Source organism: Caballeronia mineralivorans PML1(12) (genome assembly GCF_001028175.1).
GTDB lineage: Bacteria > Pseudomonadota > Gammaproteobacteria > Burkholderiales > Burkholderiaceae > Caballeronia > Caballeronia mineralivorans.
The window spans coordinates 21338-37274 of record NZ_AEJF01000051.1; the positions used below are offsets into that span (position 1 = coordinate 21338).

Annotated in this window: 14 protein-coding genes; 12 read left to right on the plus strand and 2 right to left on the minus strand. The window is 60.0% G+C overall.

Annotated elements, in window-relative coordinates:
- Window positions 1-146 precede the first annotated feature (146 nt).
- Window positions 147-1541 (plus strand): CoA transferase, encoded by a 1395-nt coding sequence (locus EOS_RS05585; protein WP_047845612.1) that lies wholly within the window; start codon window positions 147-149, stop codon window positions 1539-1541.
- Window positions 1542-2023: 482 nt separating this feature from the next.
- Here EOS_RS05585 and EOS_RS46965 read toward each other — a convergent pair whose 3' ends face one another.
- Both EOS_RS46965 and EOS_RS05590 read right to left on the minus strand, forming a co-directional pair.
- Window positions 2024-2194 (minus strand): hypothetical protein, encoded by a 171-nt coding sequence (locus EOS_RS46965; protein WP_160312467.1) that lies wholly within the window; start codon window positions 2192-2194, stop codon window positions 2024-2026.
- A gap of 202 nt (window positions 2195-2396) precedes the next feature.
- Window positions 2397-3497, minus strand: coding sequence for an LLM class flavin-dependent oxidoreductase (locus EOS_RS05590; protein WP_047845613.1), 1101 nt, complete (start codon window positions 3495-3497; stop codon window positions 2397-2399).
- Window positions 3498-3772: 275 nt separating this feature from the next.
- Here EOS_RS05590 and EOS_RS05595 point away from each other — a divergent pair, with 275 nt between their 5' ends.
- The 11 genes from EOS_RS05595 to EOS_RS05645 all read left to right on the plus strand — a co-directional run bounded on the left by EOS_RS05595 (window position 3773) and on the right by EOS_RS05645 (window position 15810).
- Window positions 3773-4702 carry an HpcH/HpaI aldolase/citrate lyase family protein gene (locus EOS_RS05595; protein WP_053063763.1) on the plus strand — a complete coding sequence of 310 codons (930 nt, stop codon included), beginning with the start codon at window positions 3773-3775 and terminating at the stop codon, window positions 4700-4702.
- A gap of 10 nt (window positions 4703-4712) precedes the next feature.
- Window positions 4713-5948, plus strand: coding sequence for a CaiB/BaiF CoA transferase family protein (locus EOS_RS05600; protein WP_047845614.1), 1236 nt, complete (start codon window positions 4713-4715; stop codon window positions 5946-5948).
- 9 nt (window positions 5949-5957) lie between these two features.
- Window positions 5958-6914: a hydroxymethylglutaryl-CoA lyase gene (locus EOS_RS05605; RefSeq protein WP_047845615.1), complete on the plus strand. Its 957-nt coding sequence runs from the start codon at window positions 5958-5960 to the stop codon at window positions 6912-6914.
- A gap of 19 nt (window positions 6915-6933) precedes the next feature.
- Window positions 6934-8445, plus strand: coding sequence for an MFS transporter (locus tag EOS_RS05610; RefSeq protein WP_235442710.1), 1512 nt, complete (start codon window positions 6934-6936; stop codon window positions 8443-8445).
- 58 nt (window positions 8446-8503) lie between these two features.
- Complete coding sequence (locus EOS_RS05615; RefSeq protein ID WP_047845616.1) at window positions 8504-10102, plus strand: ABC transporter substrate-binding protein; 1599 nt, start codon at window positions 8504-8506, stop codon at window positions 10100-10102.
- A gap of 237 nt (window positions 10103-10339) precedes the next feature.
- Window positions 10340-10597, plus strand: coding sequence for a purine-nucleoside phosphorylase (locus EOS_RS05620; protein ID WP_152693081.1), 258 nt, complete (start codon window positions 10340-10342; stop codon window positions 10595-10597).
- 268 nt (window positions 10598-10865) lie between these two features.
- On the plus strand, window positions 10866-11879 hold the full coding sequence (locus EOS_RS05625; RefSeq protein ID WP_047845618.1) for an Ldh family oxidoreductase: 1014 nt from the start codon (window positions 10866-10868) through the stop codon (window positions 11877-11879).
- Window positions 11880-11881: 2 nt separating this feature from the next.
- A complete protein-coding gene (locus EOS_RS05630; RefSeq protein ID WP_047845619.1) occupies window positions 11882-12817 on the plus strand; it encodes an ABC transporter permease in 936 nt (311 codons plus the stop codon).
- Window positions 12818-12830: 13 nt separating this feature from the next.
- On the plus strand, window positions 12831-13730 hold the full coding sequence (locus EOS_RS05635) for an ABC transporter permease (protein ID WP_047845620.1): 900 nt from the start codon (window positions 12831-12833) through the stop codon (window positions 13728-13730).
- 72 nt (window positions 13731-13802) lie between these two features.
- A complete protein-coding gene (locus EOS_RS05640) occupies window positions 13803-14816 on the plus strand; it encodes an ABC transporter ATP-binding protein (protein ID WP_047845666.1) in 1014 nt (337 codons plus the stop codon).
- Between the two features lies 1 nt (window position 14817).
- Window positions 14818-15810: an ABC transporter ATP-binding protein gene (locus EOS_RS05645; protein WP_047845621.1), complete on the plus strand. Its 993-nt coding sequence runs from the start codon at window positions 14818-14820 to the stop codon at window positions 15808-15810.
- Window positions 15811-15937 lie beyond the last annotated feature (127 nt).

Consider the following 15937-nt stretch of genomic DNA (forward strand, 5'->3'; position numbering starts at 1 on the left):
TAACGAATATGGTTGACAATAATGTTACTCTAAATGCATGCTGCGCGATAGACGGGCTTGTTTTCGCGCGCTGATGGTTCATACGAGGCGGCGGCGTTGATCCTCAAGTGCCCGGTGTGCCGATTGCCAATCAAGGGAAACCTCTAATGACTGTTCGTAATCCTTTCGTTGATCTGATCGACGCCGCCGGGTATCAACACAGCGACGTCAAAGCAGTGCAAATTATGGGCGACGACCCTGTTTTGCCATTGCGTTATCGGATCGCTTCGACTGGCGCAGCGGCGATTGCTGCGAACGGACTCGCCGCGGCCGAGCTATGGAAACTGAAGGGCGGCGCGCCGCAGACCATTGAGGTCGATGCACGACATGCGGCTGTCGCGATGCGCAGTTCCCATTATCTGCAAGTCGACGGAGCCCGGCCGCCGAACGCAGAAAAGCTCACCGGTTTCTATCCGACACAGGATGGACGGTGGGTCTATCTGCACTGCAATTTTTCGAATCTGAGCGCGCGAAATTGCGCGGTGCTCGCTGCGGACGACACACGCGAATCGGTTGCCAAGCGGGTGCGCGAATGGGAGGGCGCGGAGCTCGAAGAGGCGATCTTTGCGGGCGGCGGCTGCGGCGCGTTGGTGCGCAGCGAAAGCGAATGGGACGCGTTGCCTCAGAAGCGTGCGGTCGAGGCGCTTCCGTTGCTTGAGATCGTCAAGATTGGCGAGTCGGAGCGGGAACCGCTGCCTGAAGGCGCGCGACCGCTGTCCGGCATTCGTGTGCTGGATCTCACTCGCGTGTTGGCCGGACCGACCTGCGCGCGCACGCTCGCGGAGCACGGCGCGGATGTCCTGCGCGTGAACCGCGTGGATCTTCCCGATTCGGGGCTGTCCGATCTCGACACGGGCATCGGCAAGCTCGCGACCTACATCGACTTTCGCAACGCCCAACAAGCGACGACGCTACGCGATCTGATTCGCGACGCGGATGTCTTTTCGCAAGCGTATCGACCTGGCGCGCTCGCAGCTTATGGTATGTCGCCGGAGAAGCTCGCGACGCTGCGTCCTGGCATCGTCGTCGTGTCGCTTAGTGCGTGGGGGCACACGGGACCTTGGAAAGATCGGCGCGGATACGACACGGTCGTGCAGGCGGCGAATGGAATGGCGTGGCAAGACAGCGAGCGTCCGCAATTCCTGCCGGTTTCCGCGCAGGATTACTTGGCGGGATATCTGATGTCGTTCGGTGCGATGGTCGCGCTCGACCGGCGTACGCGTGAAGGCGGCACTTGGCTCGTGCGCGTGTCGCTCGCGCGGGTGGGTCACTGGATTCGACAGCAAGGTCTGTTGCGCAATCACGAGTACGTGGATCAGCCGAACGAGTTGGATCGACTGGAACTCGAGCGCATTCTGATGTCGACTGAAAGCTTTGCGGGGCGCTTGACGCATCTCGGTCCGATTGCGCGGCTATCGGCGACGCCCGGGCGCTGGGATCGGCCGCCGGTCGCTCACGGAACCCATGCGCCTGAGTGGCCGACGAGAAGGACGCGCGGTTGAAGGCGGGATCGGGCGACTCGATGTCGGTAGCAAGCCGGAGTCATATCTCGGCTCCGGCTTGCAGGCGACACGTTTCAGGCGCCGAGCGCTTCGGCGGCGACGGGTTCGGTACTTAAATCGGCGGGGTCGTGGCGGCTTTCGTAGCCACATCTTCGCGGTTCGCCCGATCGGCGACGAACAGAGCGGGAATGAGCAGCTGATTTCTTGCGCCACTAGGCGAAGACGCGCTGGCCGCCACCCGCTGGGCTTGAACGATTGATTGCGGATGCGCTCGCAATTGCGCAGGCCGGGGCAGCGCCGTAGACGAATCACGCGGTCGGTCTTTCCGGTGGCGCTGGACCAGCGACCTGCGAGCGGGCCGTGCCGCGCACGATCCGAAAGACCTTTTTCTCACGCCGCCAGCACTTCGTCGATCGAACCGGGCTTGATGGTGTCGATCGCCAGTTCGTACATCGAACAGTGCCCTTCCGGCTCCATCTCTTTCATGAATGGCACCGCGCGAAGCAGTTCGATCTCGGGCGCGATGCGAGAATATCGGCCCCTTCGGTAGTCACGTCGCGGTCCTCGTCGAGCGGAAGCCCGTCCGGCAGCGACCACACGTGAACGACCTGATTGAGCTTACCGAAGCTTGAATAGGCGGTGTCGTCATCCATGGTTCAGCATCCTTTGAGCTGGGCCGAACCGCATCGTTTGGGTATCGCCCGGGACAGGCGGTCTGGGTACTCGTAGACACGTCGTGGACGAAGCGTCTCGATCATCGTATTCTTCCCCTATGCGGCGGAAGGGTTGCGGGACCGCGTCCGAACGAACACGAAGGTCCGAATGCGCATGCATCGGGCCTTCGATCACGACGCGTTATCGCGACACGGCCGGGTCGGTTTCGCCGATGTACTCGTTAACGACCGGAATTAGATCGCGCCCAAATTCCTGGATATCGCTCGCGGGATCGAAACCGCGCACGAGGAACGCGGTCACACCGAGATCGTGATAAGCCTTCAGCGATTCTGCGATTTGCTCGGCAGTGCCCACGAGACCAGTCGAATTCGATCCACCGCCAATCGCGGCCGCGACCTCCGTCCACAACCGCGCGTCGCGCACCTTGCCCTGCGCCGCGATGTCGCGAAGGCGCTGCGAGCTGACCGCGTCCGGCTTGGCGCCTTTAGTCGCGCCGGCAGACGCGCCGCGCAGTTCCTTGATCCGCGCGATGATGTCGTCGGCTTTCTTCCACGCTTCAGCTTCGGACTGGCCGACGACCGGACGGAAGGTCAGCACGAACTGGATCGAGTTGGGATCGCGGCCCGCGGCCTGCGCGCTGGCACGAATGCGGGAAATCATCTCTTGGGTCTCAGCAAGCGGTTCGCCGTAGAGCGCCCAATAATCCACGTGCTTCGATCCGACCTGAATCGCGTCATCCGATGCGCCGCCAAAGAAAATCGGGAAATGCGGTTTTTGTAGCGGCTTCAGCTTCGAAAACGACTGCTCCGTTTTGAAAAATTCGCCAGAATAGTCGAACGGCGCATTCTCCGTGAGCATTTTGCGAAATACGGTGAGCCATTCGTCAGTGCGCTTGTAGCGCTCGGCGTGGCTGAAAAAGTCGCCGTCGGCGCGTTGGTCCGCGTCGTTCCCGCCGGAGATGATGTGAATGCCGGCACGTCCGCCGTACACTTGGTCGAACGTCGACCACATCCGTGCCGCATAGGTCGGCGCGATGAAGCCAGGCCGATGCGCGATCATGAATTTCAGGGTCGTGGTGTTCTGTGCAATGTGCGACGCGAGCACGAAACCATCCGGATTGCTCGAATGGTGAGCGATTAGAACGCGATCGAAGCCCGCTTGTTCGTGCTCCTTTGCCCTCCGCACCATGTAGTCGACATCCATCACTGGTGCATCCTTGCGCTTCGGAACCGTCTCGCTTGAATACTCGTGATTGAGAAGACCAAAGAATTTAACGGACATGACGTTCCTCCATATTCATCTGAAATTTCGCCGAAACGAAAACCGAGCTCCGACAGGTGTACAGGCTGCGATCGCAGTCAAAATTAACTGTAGCCGATGGTTAACAATAAAGCTACAGTTTGGTATCCGATGTTGGCATCCAACTCGATACAACGCCGGAAGCCGCGGGTTTTTCCTATGCTTGAGATAGATCGCAAACCCAAAGCACGATAGCAAATCAAGGGATTGCATGGTATCGTTTGGTTAACAATATTGTCACCTATACGATGGCTCTAATGAATCACTCATCCTATTCCCGGCCTCGCCTCAACCGGTCTTCGTTGATCGTGCCGTTAAGCAATCGCAAATTCATTGAGAAAGCGCATCTGCGTGGCGCGGACAGCATCACGCTTGATCTTGAGGATGGAGTTGCTTCCAACGCGAAAGCCGACGCGCGCGCGGCGCTCGCCGATGCGATCCCGATGGTGTCGAGAGGCGGCGCGTGGATCAAGGTGCGCGTCAACCGGCGTCTCGATCTGCTGGTCGAGGATCTGCGCGCGGCCGTGATCGGAGGCGTCGCATGTATCGGCATCGCGAAGACCGATAGCGCGGGTCATGTGCGTCTCGTCGCGGAGCTCATCGGGGAACTCGAACGCGAACGCGGCTTGCCGATAGGCGCGATCCGCTTAGCGGCTTCGATCGAAACGCCGCAGGCGCTTCAACGGGCGCACGAGATTGCTACGGCCGATATGCGGCTGATGTCGATCGGTCTCGGCAGCCTCGATCTTGCGGCGGCGTGCGGATTCGAAGCGGTGCCCGAAACACTGCTTTACCCGAAGCAAATGGTTTTCTATGCGGCCAAAGCGGCGGGTCTCGAATGCGGCGGCTTTATCGGCTCGATCGCCGATTACACCGATCTTGACGGCTTGCGTGAGGTCATCCGCGAGTCGAAGAAATTCGGCTTTCGCGGCGGCGGCGCGATCCATCCGAACCAAGTGAAGGTGCTGAACGAGGAATACGGACCGTCGCGCGAGCAGATCGACAATGCCCGCACTATCATCGATCTGGCCGAGGCGGCATTCGCTGAAGGCAAGGGCGCTTTCGCGTACAAGGGAAAGATGGTCGATAAGCCGGTCATAGATGCGGCGCGTGAAACGCTCACCTTGGCCGCGACGATCGCCGAGCACGAGGCGAAGGTACAGCAGTTGTTGATCAACGAACACTGATGGGGCAATTATGGCAATCGAGCAGAAGACTTTTCAACCCGATGCGGGCGGACCGTTGAAAGGCATCCGCATCGTCGATCTGAGCCGGCTGGTGTCGGGCAACACGTTGACGATGGTGCTTGCGGACCTCGGCGCGGATGTCGTGAAGATCGAGCCGCCGAAAGGCGACAGTCTGCGCGCATGGGTGAAAGGCGGAATCTCGACGGACTGGAAATCGTTGGGCCGTAACAAGAAGAGTCTCGGGCTCGATCTTCGTCAGGCCGAAGGCATCGCGTTGCTCAAGCGCGTCATCGCGAAATCGGATGTGCTGGTCGAGAACTTTCGCACCGGAACGCTTGAAAAAATGGGGCTCGCGCCCGAGACGCTGCTCGAATTGAATCCGCGCCTCGTGATCACGCGCATCACCGGCTTCGGTCAGACCGGACCGTACGCGGCGCGTCCGGGGTTCGGCACGCTGGTCGAAGGCATGTGCGGGATGGCCGAAGCCACTGGTTTCGCCGACGGCCCGCCGATCTTGCCGCCGGGTCCGCTCGCCGATACATGTGCGGGCTATTGCGGCGCGATGAGCGTGCTCGCTGCGATTCGCGAGGTGGAGGTGAACGGTGGTCGCGGTCAGATAATCGATCAGCCGCTCTTCAATCCGCTTTTCGTCGCGCTCGGTGCGCAGGCCGCTAACTATCGCGTCACGGGGAAGCTTCGTGTGCGCAACGCCAATCAGAATCTCTATCGGACCAAGGACGGCAAGTACGTGTCGTACACAGCGTCGATGGAGCCGATGCCGCAGCGCATGCTGGAGGCAATCGGAAAGGGCAAGTACAACAACGATCCCGAATACGCGGGCGTGCGTGGGCGCACCAACCACGGTGCCGAAATTAGGGGCTGGGTTCAGGACTACCTCGGCAGGCTTACGCAGGAAGAGGCCGTCGCGTTTTTCGAAGAGAAGGAAATCAGCGGTGCGCCGATTTACGACATATCGCAGATCATGGACGATCCGCATTTTCAGTCGTTTGAAACGGTCGTCGAGATTCCGGATGAAGAGATGGGCCATGTGCCAATGTTCGGTTTTACCAACAAGTTATCGGCCACGCCGCATCAGTTCTTCCGGCCGGCACCATCGATCGGCGAGCACAACGCAGAAGTGCTCGAGTGGATCGGCATCGATGCTGCGGAAGTTGAGCGTTTGCAAGAGAGAAAAGTTGTTCACACGGGCGCCGCCGTCGAACGTTCCGACTTCTCCTACCAGTAAATCTCACTTATGAATAACAAGACCCGCCGTATTCGCATCAACGAAGACGGCCCCCGCGAAGGCTTCCAGATCGAGAGCGTGTCCATTCCGACGGCGCGCAAGGTCGACCTGATCAATGCGTTGTCGGGCACTGGACTGGCGGAAATCCAGATCGCGTCGTTCGTCCATCCGCGCAAAGTGCCGAGCATGGCCGACGCAGAAGACATCGTCGCCACCGTCGAAATGGTGCCGGGCGTCAAGTATACGGCGCTCTACATGAATGCTCGCGGGCTCGAGCGCGCGATCTCGACCGGCCGACTGTCGATCGACGATTTGGGCTTTAACGTATGCGCATCGCCTGCTTTTCTCGCTCGCAACGAAAACGCCACGCCCGAGGCGAGAAAGCAGCGCAAGCGCCAGATGATCGACGTCGCCCGAGGTCATGGCATCCGACCGGCCAATAGCGGCAGCGTCAGTGCCGCGTTTGGCTGCAATTTTCAAGGCGACATCGGGATCGACATGCTGCTTGACGCGGTACGCGATGTGCACGAGTTCGCTGCGGAGTTCGATTGCAGGATCGACAAGCTCGGCTTCTCGGACACCATGGCTTGGGCGACGCCCGACAAGATTCGCCGGACGCTGGACGTGGTCTACACGCACTATCCGGACGTCGAGATCTCGTTGCATCTGCACGACACGCGCGGCATGGCGATGGCCAATGCGCTCGCAGCGATCGATCTCGGCGTGCGTGAGTTCGACACCTCGATCGGTGGACTTGGCGGCTGTCCATTCGCCGCGCATCAAGGCGCGGCCGGCAATCTCTGCACCGAAGACTTCGCCTTCATGTGTGAAGAAATGGGCTACGAAACTGGCTTGGATCTCGATCGACTGATCGAAGCCGCACAGCTCGCAGAGTCGATCGTCGGGCATTCACTGCCCGGAAAGGTCAAATCCGGCGGCAGCCTCGCCTCGTATCGCCGGCGGTGAGCCGCGCGTGGGCGCATCAATGGACGACCAGAACGCAGTGACCAGGAACGACACGACGATGACCGCCGAACCGCCGCCGTTCAACGACTCGATCAATTTCCGCATCACTGCAGCGATCGTCGCATCGGCGCTGTTCATGCAAAACGTTGATGGCACCGTGGTCGCGACCGCATTGCCGTCGATGGCGCGTGACATGCACACTAATGCGGTCTACATGAGCTCGGCGATCACGTCCTATTTGATCTCCCTGTCGGTCTTCATTCCGTTGAGCGGATGGGTCGCCGATCGCTTCGGCGCGAGGCGCGTGTTCATGTGGGCGATCGCGATCTTCACGGTTTCGTCCTGTCTCTGCGCGTTGACGGGCAACGTCGTTGAACTGGTGATCGCGCGTCTTGTGCAGGGTATCGGCGGCGCGATGATGGTGCCTGTCGCGCGACTACTGGTGTTTCGCAGCGTGCGCCGTGATCAGCTGCTTTCCGCGACCACGTGGCTGACAATGCCGGCGATGATCGGACCGCTTGCGGGGCCGCCCCTCGGCGGCGTGCTCACCGATGCATGGTCGTGGCAGAGCGTTTTCTGGATCAACCTGCCGGTTGGCATTGCCGGTTTGCTGCTGACTTACCGCTACGTGCCGGCCGTTCCCGGCGAGGACGCGGCGCCACCCGACCTGCGCGGCATGCTGCTCGTTGGCGGAGCGCTCACGGCGCTGATGATCGGCATTGAGACAATCGGGCGCGGGTTCGTTGCGACGACGGTCCCGATTGCTTCATTCGTAGTCGGAGGATCGCTCGCGTGGGTGTCGGTCAGGCATTGCCGCAAATCCGCGCATCCGATCCTCGATCTCGATCTGCTGGCAATTCCCACTTTCAATGTGGCGACGCTCGGCGCGACGCTGTTTCGCGCGGGCGCCGGCGCGCTGCCGTTTCTCGTACCGATGCTATTGCAACTGGGCTTTGGACTGTCGGCCGCGACTAGTGGCACGATCTCGCTCGCCAGCGCGCTCGGCTCGTTGTGCATGAAATCGTTGACGCGCTTCGCGCTGCACTGGTTTAGCGTACGGGCGATTCTCATCACCAGCACGCTCCTCTTCGCGATCATGCTCGCGGTTTGCGCGACGTTATCGGCGCGATGGTCTGCCGCCGCGATCTTCGCGCTGCTGCTGTTCGGCGGGCTCACACGATCGCTCAATTTCGCGTGCATAGGCGCGCTCGCGTTCGCGGATGTGCCGAAAGCGAAGCTGTCATCGGCGACGTCGTTCCAGGGCATCGCGCAGCAATTGCCGAAAGCGATCGGCGTCGCGATCGCGGCGGGCGCGCTGCAGGTATCAATGTCGCTCGCCAACCGGACGAACCTGGAACACGGGGATTTCGTGTTCGCGTTCCTGACTTTGGCGGTGGTCGTCGCCTTGTCGATACCCTCGCTTGCAGGGTTGCCCGCTGAAGCGGGCGACGGCATTTCACAGCCGGCAAAGCGGCGGACGGCGCAGCCGGACGGATCGTTCGACGCGACACTGCCGCGCAAGGAGCACTAGCGTCCCTTGCGCGACGAACATACATTGCACCCCAACAACTAGACGAGCGGAGACCTCGATGAAGCGCGAATTGATGATGGGGATAATCGTCACGATAATTGGCCTGCTCGGCGGTACGCCTTCGCTGTCCATTGCCCAGAAGAACGGGGGCACGCTGCATGCCGTACTGCGGGACAACCCGCCGAGTGCATCGATTCAGGAAGAGACGACGTCGTCGACGCTCGTGCCGTTCATGCCGGTCTTCAACAATCTCGTCGTATTCGACCAACTCGCACGCGTCAGCGAACCGGCGAACATCAAGCCAGATCTCGCGGATTCGTGGCGTTGGACCGACGGCGGCAAGCGGCTCACGTTCGAACTGCATGCTGGCGTGAAATGGCACGACGGCGTGCCATTTACCAGTGCCGACGTGAAGTGCACGTGGGATACGATCCGCGGCGTGCGCGACGCAGGGTGGCGTAAAAATCCACGCAAGCCGTGGTACAGCAATCTCGAGGACGTGGTGGCCGATGGTGATCTCAGCGTCACTTTCGTGCTCAAGCGACCGCAGCCTTCGTTTTTATCATTTCTCGCTTCCGGCTTTTCGCCAGTATATCCATGCCATGTCGACGGGCAGACCATGCGCTCGCATCCGATCGGAACCGGTCCGTTCAAGCTGGCGGAATATCGACGTAACCAAATCGTGCGGCTCGTGCGTAATCCGGACTATTTCAAGAAGGGCAAGCCGTATTTGGACGAGATCGACTACCGATTAATCGCCAACTCGGGAACGCGACTGCTCGCGTTCGTCTCGCAGCGTACGGATATCACGTATCCGGACATCAACCCCGATGACGAAAAAAACATCCGCTTGCAGCAACCGGCGGCAATATGTGATCTTGCGCCTGCGTTTAACGTGGGCCAACTGATCTACAACCCGAGCGACGTGACGTTGAGGAACCCTCAACTGCGCAAGGCGATCGCGCTGGCGATCGACCGGAAATCGCTGGCGACGGTCGTCAGCAAAGGTCGAGCGGCAGCGACGGGCGTGATGATGGTGCCACCAGAGGGCGCGTGGGGACTGTCAGGCGAGCAGATCAAGAGCGCGCCGGGTTTCGCGCCGGACGTCGAAGCCAATCGGAGAGAGGCGCAGGCGTTAATGAAACAACTCGGCTACGGATCTGACCGTCATCTTTCGCTCTCGATGATGGTGGTCAATCGTACCGGGCACATCACGCCCGCGACGCTGCTCGCAGATCAGCTACGGCGCATCTATATTGACGTGACGCTCGATCCTGTAGACATCGGCGTATGGACGCAGCGAGAAACGCGTCGCGCGGATTATCAGCTGAAAATGTGGTCGTCGGCGCCCGCGCTGGACGACCCGGACGCGATCCTGCTCGAGCAATTGTCTTGCAGGTCGTCGCGGAATTACAGCGACTATTGCGATCCCGTGACACAAGCGATGATCGAGAAGCAATCGGCGACGGCTGATCCGCAGAGGCGCAAGGAACTTGTCAATGCGATTGATCTGCGCGTTGCCGAGCAGGGCGCGCGCCCGGTGCTGTACACCAGCTACACGGGCTTCTGCCGATACCCTTTCGTGCATGGCGCGATAAGGGCCACAAACAGTCTGTACAACACGTACCGATACGAAGACGTATGGCTGGGTCGATAAGAAGTGTTCAGTGCACGATGATATGTGATGAAATCTTCCTACGGCTGGCGCGTTGTGTGGACGAAAGCTGGGGCTGGATACGATCATCTAGAACCGCGTCTTCCGGTCACGTAGCGACATCAAGACGAGAGACGTTTCCGCGTTCGGGCCTTACATCGCTGCAAACCCGGATGCCCACAAACGGCCCGGAGTCTAACGATAAATAACGCTCGCGTAATGATAGGTTGGATGCTTTGCGTGCTGCCGGTCACATGCTTTGCGGACATGCTGCTCAGTCGATCTGATGTGACGGGCGACTTGCAGCGTCTACAGGCGGCCGGCTATAGAGTACGGGCCGGCGACGATCCCTATTATCCGCAGGACATCATGACAGCCGAAGCGCGCCTGTCGTCCGCGCAGAAGCTGCCGACTGCCGATAACGCGAGTCAGCCCCAACGCGCCCGGCGCTACCCTGACTTTCGACTCCGCGCGCTGCCAAGGCGTGCGGATGTCTAAGCTTCCCTCTCAGCGATATTAATCGGCTTTCGGTCAATCTGTTCTCGCGCGCAACGATTCCTTCGCTTGGCGCCTTCTTTTCTCTTATCCCCGCTTCCCGCGGGTTTTCAGTACGCTCCGCCGAATAGGCGTAGTAGGGTTATTCCTTACGCAATAAAGAGAACAATATTGTTAACCATTATTGCGCTGCTTTGATGTTCAGTTTATTGTCATCCCACGCTTCACTTATAAACCTGTTCGATCTTCGATCTTCGATATTCGCCTAACCATGACGATTCAGATTCAATTGACCGAAACGCAGGCGCGGGAGCTTGGCTTCGCGGCGCTTCGTGTTGCCGGACTGAGCGACGACGAAGCTGGCGTCATCACTGATCACGTCGTCGATGCGGAGTTGTGCGGTTACGGCTATTCGGGTCTCGCGAAATTGCTGAATCTGCTTGAGCACGCGCGTTTTCGCGCCGCGCGCAGCGAGCCGACTTTCAGCGATTCGACCGGCCCGATCAGCCTGCTTGATGGGGGCAATCACAACGGCATGTACGTGATGTATCTCGCATCGATGGCGGCCGCGCAGCGCGCGGATCAGTTCGGCTTCGCCGTGATCGGTGTCAGGAACACATGGATGAGCGGGCGCAGCGCGTACTACGTGGACGCACTCGCCAAGCGCGGACTGGTCGGCATTGTGACCGTCGCGTCGACGCCGGTGGTGGCGGCGCCGGGCGGTGCGTCGCCGGTTCTCGGCACCAATCCGATCGCGTTCGGTTTTCCGACTGAGAGCGATCCGTTCGTGATCGACATGGGGACGTCGGCGTTCATGACGACCGAAGTGCGGTATCGAAAACGCCTCAATATCGCGCTGCCAGAAGGCGTTGCTCTCGATTCGCAAGGCGTTCCGACGACCGATCCGCACGCCGCCGCCGAAGGCTTGCTGCTGCCGTTCGGCGATCACAAAGGCTTTGGCATTTCTCTCGCGATTCACGCGCTCGGCATGCTGTGCAACGCGGAACCGCCGCCGCCGAAAACGGGTCCAGGCGCGTTAGTCGTCGCGATCAAACCGACGCTCGCAGGTGATTCTTCGACGTATCGCCAGACGATGTCGCGCTGGTTGCAGTCGGTGAAGGCGACGCGCACGCAAAAGGGGATCGACGAAATCCGCTTGCCGGGAGAGCGAAGCGCGCGATCGCGCGAGCAGGCGAAGCGGCACGGCATCGACATTCCCAAACGGATAGTCGACGCACTCACCGACTACGCGTCGGGCAAAAAAAGCAGAGGAGACGGACAGTGACGATGTACATCATCAAGCGCACGAGCTTAATGGTCTTGACGCTGATAGGCGTATCGATCCTGATATTCGCGATGATGCGCATGATTCCGGGCAACATCGTCGACGTGTTGTTCGATTCGGGCGGCTACGTCGACGAAGCGCAGAAAGCATTGATCACCAAGCAACTCGGTTTGGACAAGCCAATGCCGATGCAATATGCGGCGTGGATCGGTGGCATTCTCCACGGCGACTTCGGCTATTCGTTTATCTCGGAGAGACCAGCCGCCGCCGAGATCGTCACCCGTCTTCCCGTCACGCTGAAACTCGCCGGCCTGGCGATGCTGTTCGCGACAATCATCGGCGTGCCGCTCGGCGTTCTCAGCGCGATTCGAAAGAACTCATTTGTTGATAACGCGCTGCGCGTCATCAGCATCAGCGGACTTTCGTTGCCGTCGTTCTGGATCGGGTTACTCGTACTGATGTTTTTCGTCCATGCGTTCGGCTTCATTCCGATCTACCCGATGGGGCAGCGCACGCTCATTCAGGAACTCGTTGTGCTGAGCCTGCCCGCAATGGTGGTGGGTTTTAGAAGCTCGGCGCTGGTGTTGCGATTGACACGATCGTCGATGCTTGAAGTGCTGAGCCAGGACTACATCCGCACCGCCAAAGCGAAGGGCGCTTCGACGTTCACGGTGAATTTCCGTCACGCGCTGAAGAACGCGTTCCTACCGGTGCTGACGATTATCGGCATCGAAGCGGCGTATCTTATCGGCGGTCTGGTCGTGACCGAGACGGTCTTCAGCGTGCCGGGTATCTGCGGATACCTCGTCGATTCGATAAACCAGCGCGACTATCCCGTGGTACAGGATCTCGTGCTGCTGATGGCGTTCGCGGCTGTCTTCGTGAATTTCCTCGTGGATCTCAGCTATGCATTGCTAGATCCGCGCATCAAGTATTGAAGCAGGAGTACACATGCAGCCCTTGGTGAACTACGAAGTCGAACTGTCCCGCGCCGGCGCGAACGTCAAAGGGCGCTTCGGAACGGTCGCGTTTCTGATCAGGCGATATCCGCTAGGCGCATTGGGCGTTCTGGTCATGGCGTTGCTGATCTTCATCGCGGTGTTCGCAAACCTGATCATGCCGCACGATCCGTTGACGACGCATCCGCTGCTGTCGCTGGGGGCGCCGTCGTCGGAGCATTGGTTCGGTTCCGACTACCTAGGCCGTGACGTGCTGAGCCGCATCATCCTCGGTGCGCGCACGTCGATCGGCGTGGGCGTCGGCGCGACGATACTCGGCACGCTGTTCGGCACGGCCATCGGGCTTGCAAGCGGATTCGCGGGGGGCAAGCTCGATCTAGTGCTGCAACGCCTGCTGGAGATGCTGCAGGCGATTCCGAGCCTGATCCTCACGATGACGATGGCCGCCGTGCTGGGCCCGTCGGTGATGAACACGATCCTCGCGATTGCGATCACCAAAACGCCGATTCTCGGCCGCGTGATCCGCGCCAACACGCTCGTACTGCGCGAACTTACGTACGTCGATGCCGCGCGCGCGGCCGGCATGAGCGAATGGCGCATCGCGCTGCGTCACATTCTTCCGAACACACTCGCGCCGCTGATCGTGCTGACGGCGGCCAATCTCGGCAGCGCGATTCTGATCGAAGCATCGCTGTCGTTTCTGGGGCTCGGCATTCCGGAACCGTATCCGTCGTGGGGCAAGATGCTGTCCTCGTCGGCGGCGGAATACATCGGCACGGCGCCCTGGTTGGTCATTTATCCGGGCTTGTTCATCAGCCTCGCGGTGTTCGGATCCAATCTTCTCGGCGATGCGTTGCGGGACATTCTCGACCCCCGCTCGCGAGCTCACTAACGGGAGCCTTGCATCATGCAATCAGAACAGTTGCTCGAAGCCGAGCAGATCAAAACCCACAACACGAATCACATGAACCACACGAACGAGGGCGTGACGCTGACCGTGGAGGGATTGCGGACGTATTTTTTTACCCGCGCCGGTCTCGTGAAAGCGGTCGACGATCTCTCGTTCAACGTCAAAGCGGGGCAGACGCTCGCGATCGTTGGTGAGTCAGGTTGTGGCAAAAGCATGACCGCGCTATCGATCATGCGGCTGGTGCCGTCACCGCCGGGACGCACGGTCGGCGGCAAGGTGTGCATCGACGGCAAGGATTTGCTGTCATTGAGCGAAAAAGCGATGCGCGGGATTCGCGGCAACGAAGTGTCGATGATCTTTCAGGAGCCGATGACTTCGCTCAATCCAGTGATGACGATCGGTGATCAGATCGCAGAAACTGTCGCGTTGCATCAGAAAGTATCGCGGTCCGAAGCGATGGCGCGTGCGGTGGAAATGCTGAAGCTGGTGCGGATTCCAGAAGCGGAGCGGCGCGCGCGAGAATATCCGCATCAACTCTCTGGCGGCATGCGGCAGCGCGCGATGACCGCGATGGCGCTCGCCTGCAATCCGAAAGTGTTGCTTGCCGACGAGCCGACGACCGCGCTCGACGTAACGATTCAGGCGCAGATTCTCGAACTGATGCGCGACCTGCAGCAGAAGTTCGGCACGGCGATCGTGATGATCACGCACGATCTGGGCGTGGTCGCCGAGAACGCGCATCATGTGATCGTGATGTACGCCGGCAGGAAGATCGAAGAGGCACCGGTCGAACGCATCTTCGAACGGCCGAAGCATCCGTACACAGAGGGCTTAATAAAGGCCGTGCCGCGACTCGATTTGCTCACCGGCGAAATGGAGCAGCCTCGGCTGCAGGAAATTTCCGGCATCGTGCCTGCACTGATCGACTTGCCGGACGGCTGTACCTTCGCGCCGCGCTGTCCTCGCGCGACGGAAATCTGTCGTCAGAAATATCCCCCATTCGAAGAAAAGGAGCCGGGGCACCTAGCCGCCTGTTGGCATTCCAAACCCATCACTGGTACTCATTGACATGCAAACCCCGGCCCCAACCGTTGACGGATCGAAGCCTGTTCTGGAAGTGGTTAATCTGGTGAAAGAGTTTTCGCTGCAACGATCGCTGCTCGTGCGTCGACGCGATCGAGTGCACGCAGTCGACGGCGTGAGTTTCAAGGTAGAAGTGGGCGAGACACTTGGTCTTGTCGGTGAAAGCGGATGCGGCAAGTCTACACTCGCGCGTGCCGTGATGCGTCTCATCGAACCGACGTCCGGCCAGATCTACATTGACGGAACGGACATCGTGCCGCTGAGCAAGCGGCAATTGCGTCCATATCGGCGGCAACTGCAGATCGTGTTTCAGGATCCGTTCGCTTCGCTAAATCCGCGTCTGTCGGCCGCCGAGATCGTCGCCGAACCGCTCGACGTGCACGACATCGGCTCAGCGGAAGAGCGTATGGAGCGTGTGGTCGAACTGTTTCAGCGAGTCGGCCTGCGCGCATCGCAGATGAAAAATTTTCCGCATCAGTTCTCCGGCGGGCAGCGACAGCGAATCGGGATCGCCCGAGCGCTTGCTTCGAATCCACGTCTGATCGTCGCGGACGAACCGGTGTCCGCGCTCGACGTGTCGATTCAGGCGCAGGTGGTCAATCTGCTGATGGACATCCAGCAGGAACGAAAGCTGTCCTATCTGTTCATCGCCCACGATCTCGCGGTGGTCGCGCACATCAGTCACAAAATTGCGGTGATGTATCTCGGCCGTATTGTCGAATTTGCCGAGCGGCGCGCGCTATTCACGCAGCCGCTGCATCCGTACACGGAGGCGCTGCTCGCTGCCGTGCCGGTCCCGAATCCCGCGCTGAAGCGTGAGCGCGAGGTGCTGGGCGGCGAACTGCCGAGCCCGATCAATCCGCCGTCAGGCTGTCATTTCCGCGATCGATGTCCGCACGCATTCGATCGTTGCCAGTCTGAGTCACCCGCGTTGCGCGAGATCGGCAGCGGGCATCTAGTCGCGTGCCATCTGCATTGACGAATTGATCGATCCGACGCGGCCGGATGCCGCGCGATATAGCCGACGACTTGACGAGTTATCTAATATGTTTAACAAGAAAGATACTGTATTGACGACGATTAACATCCGTCATCGTCGCTTACAG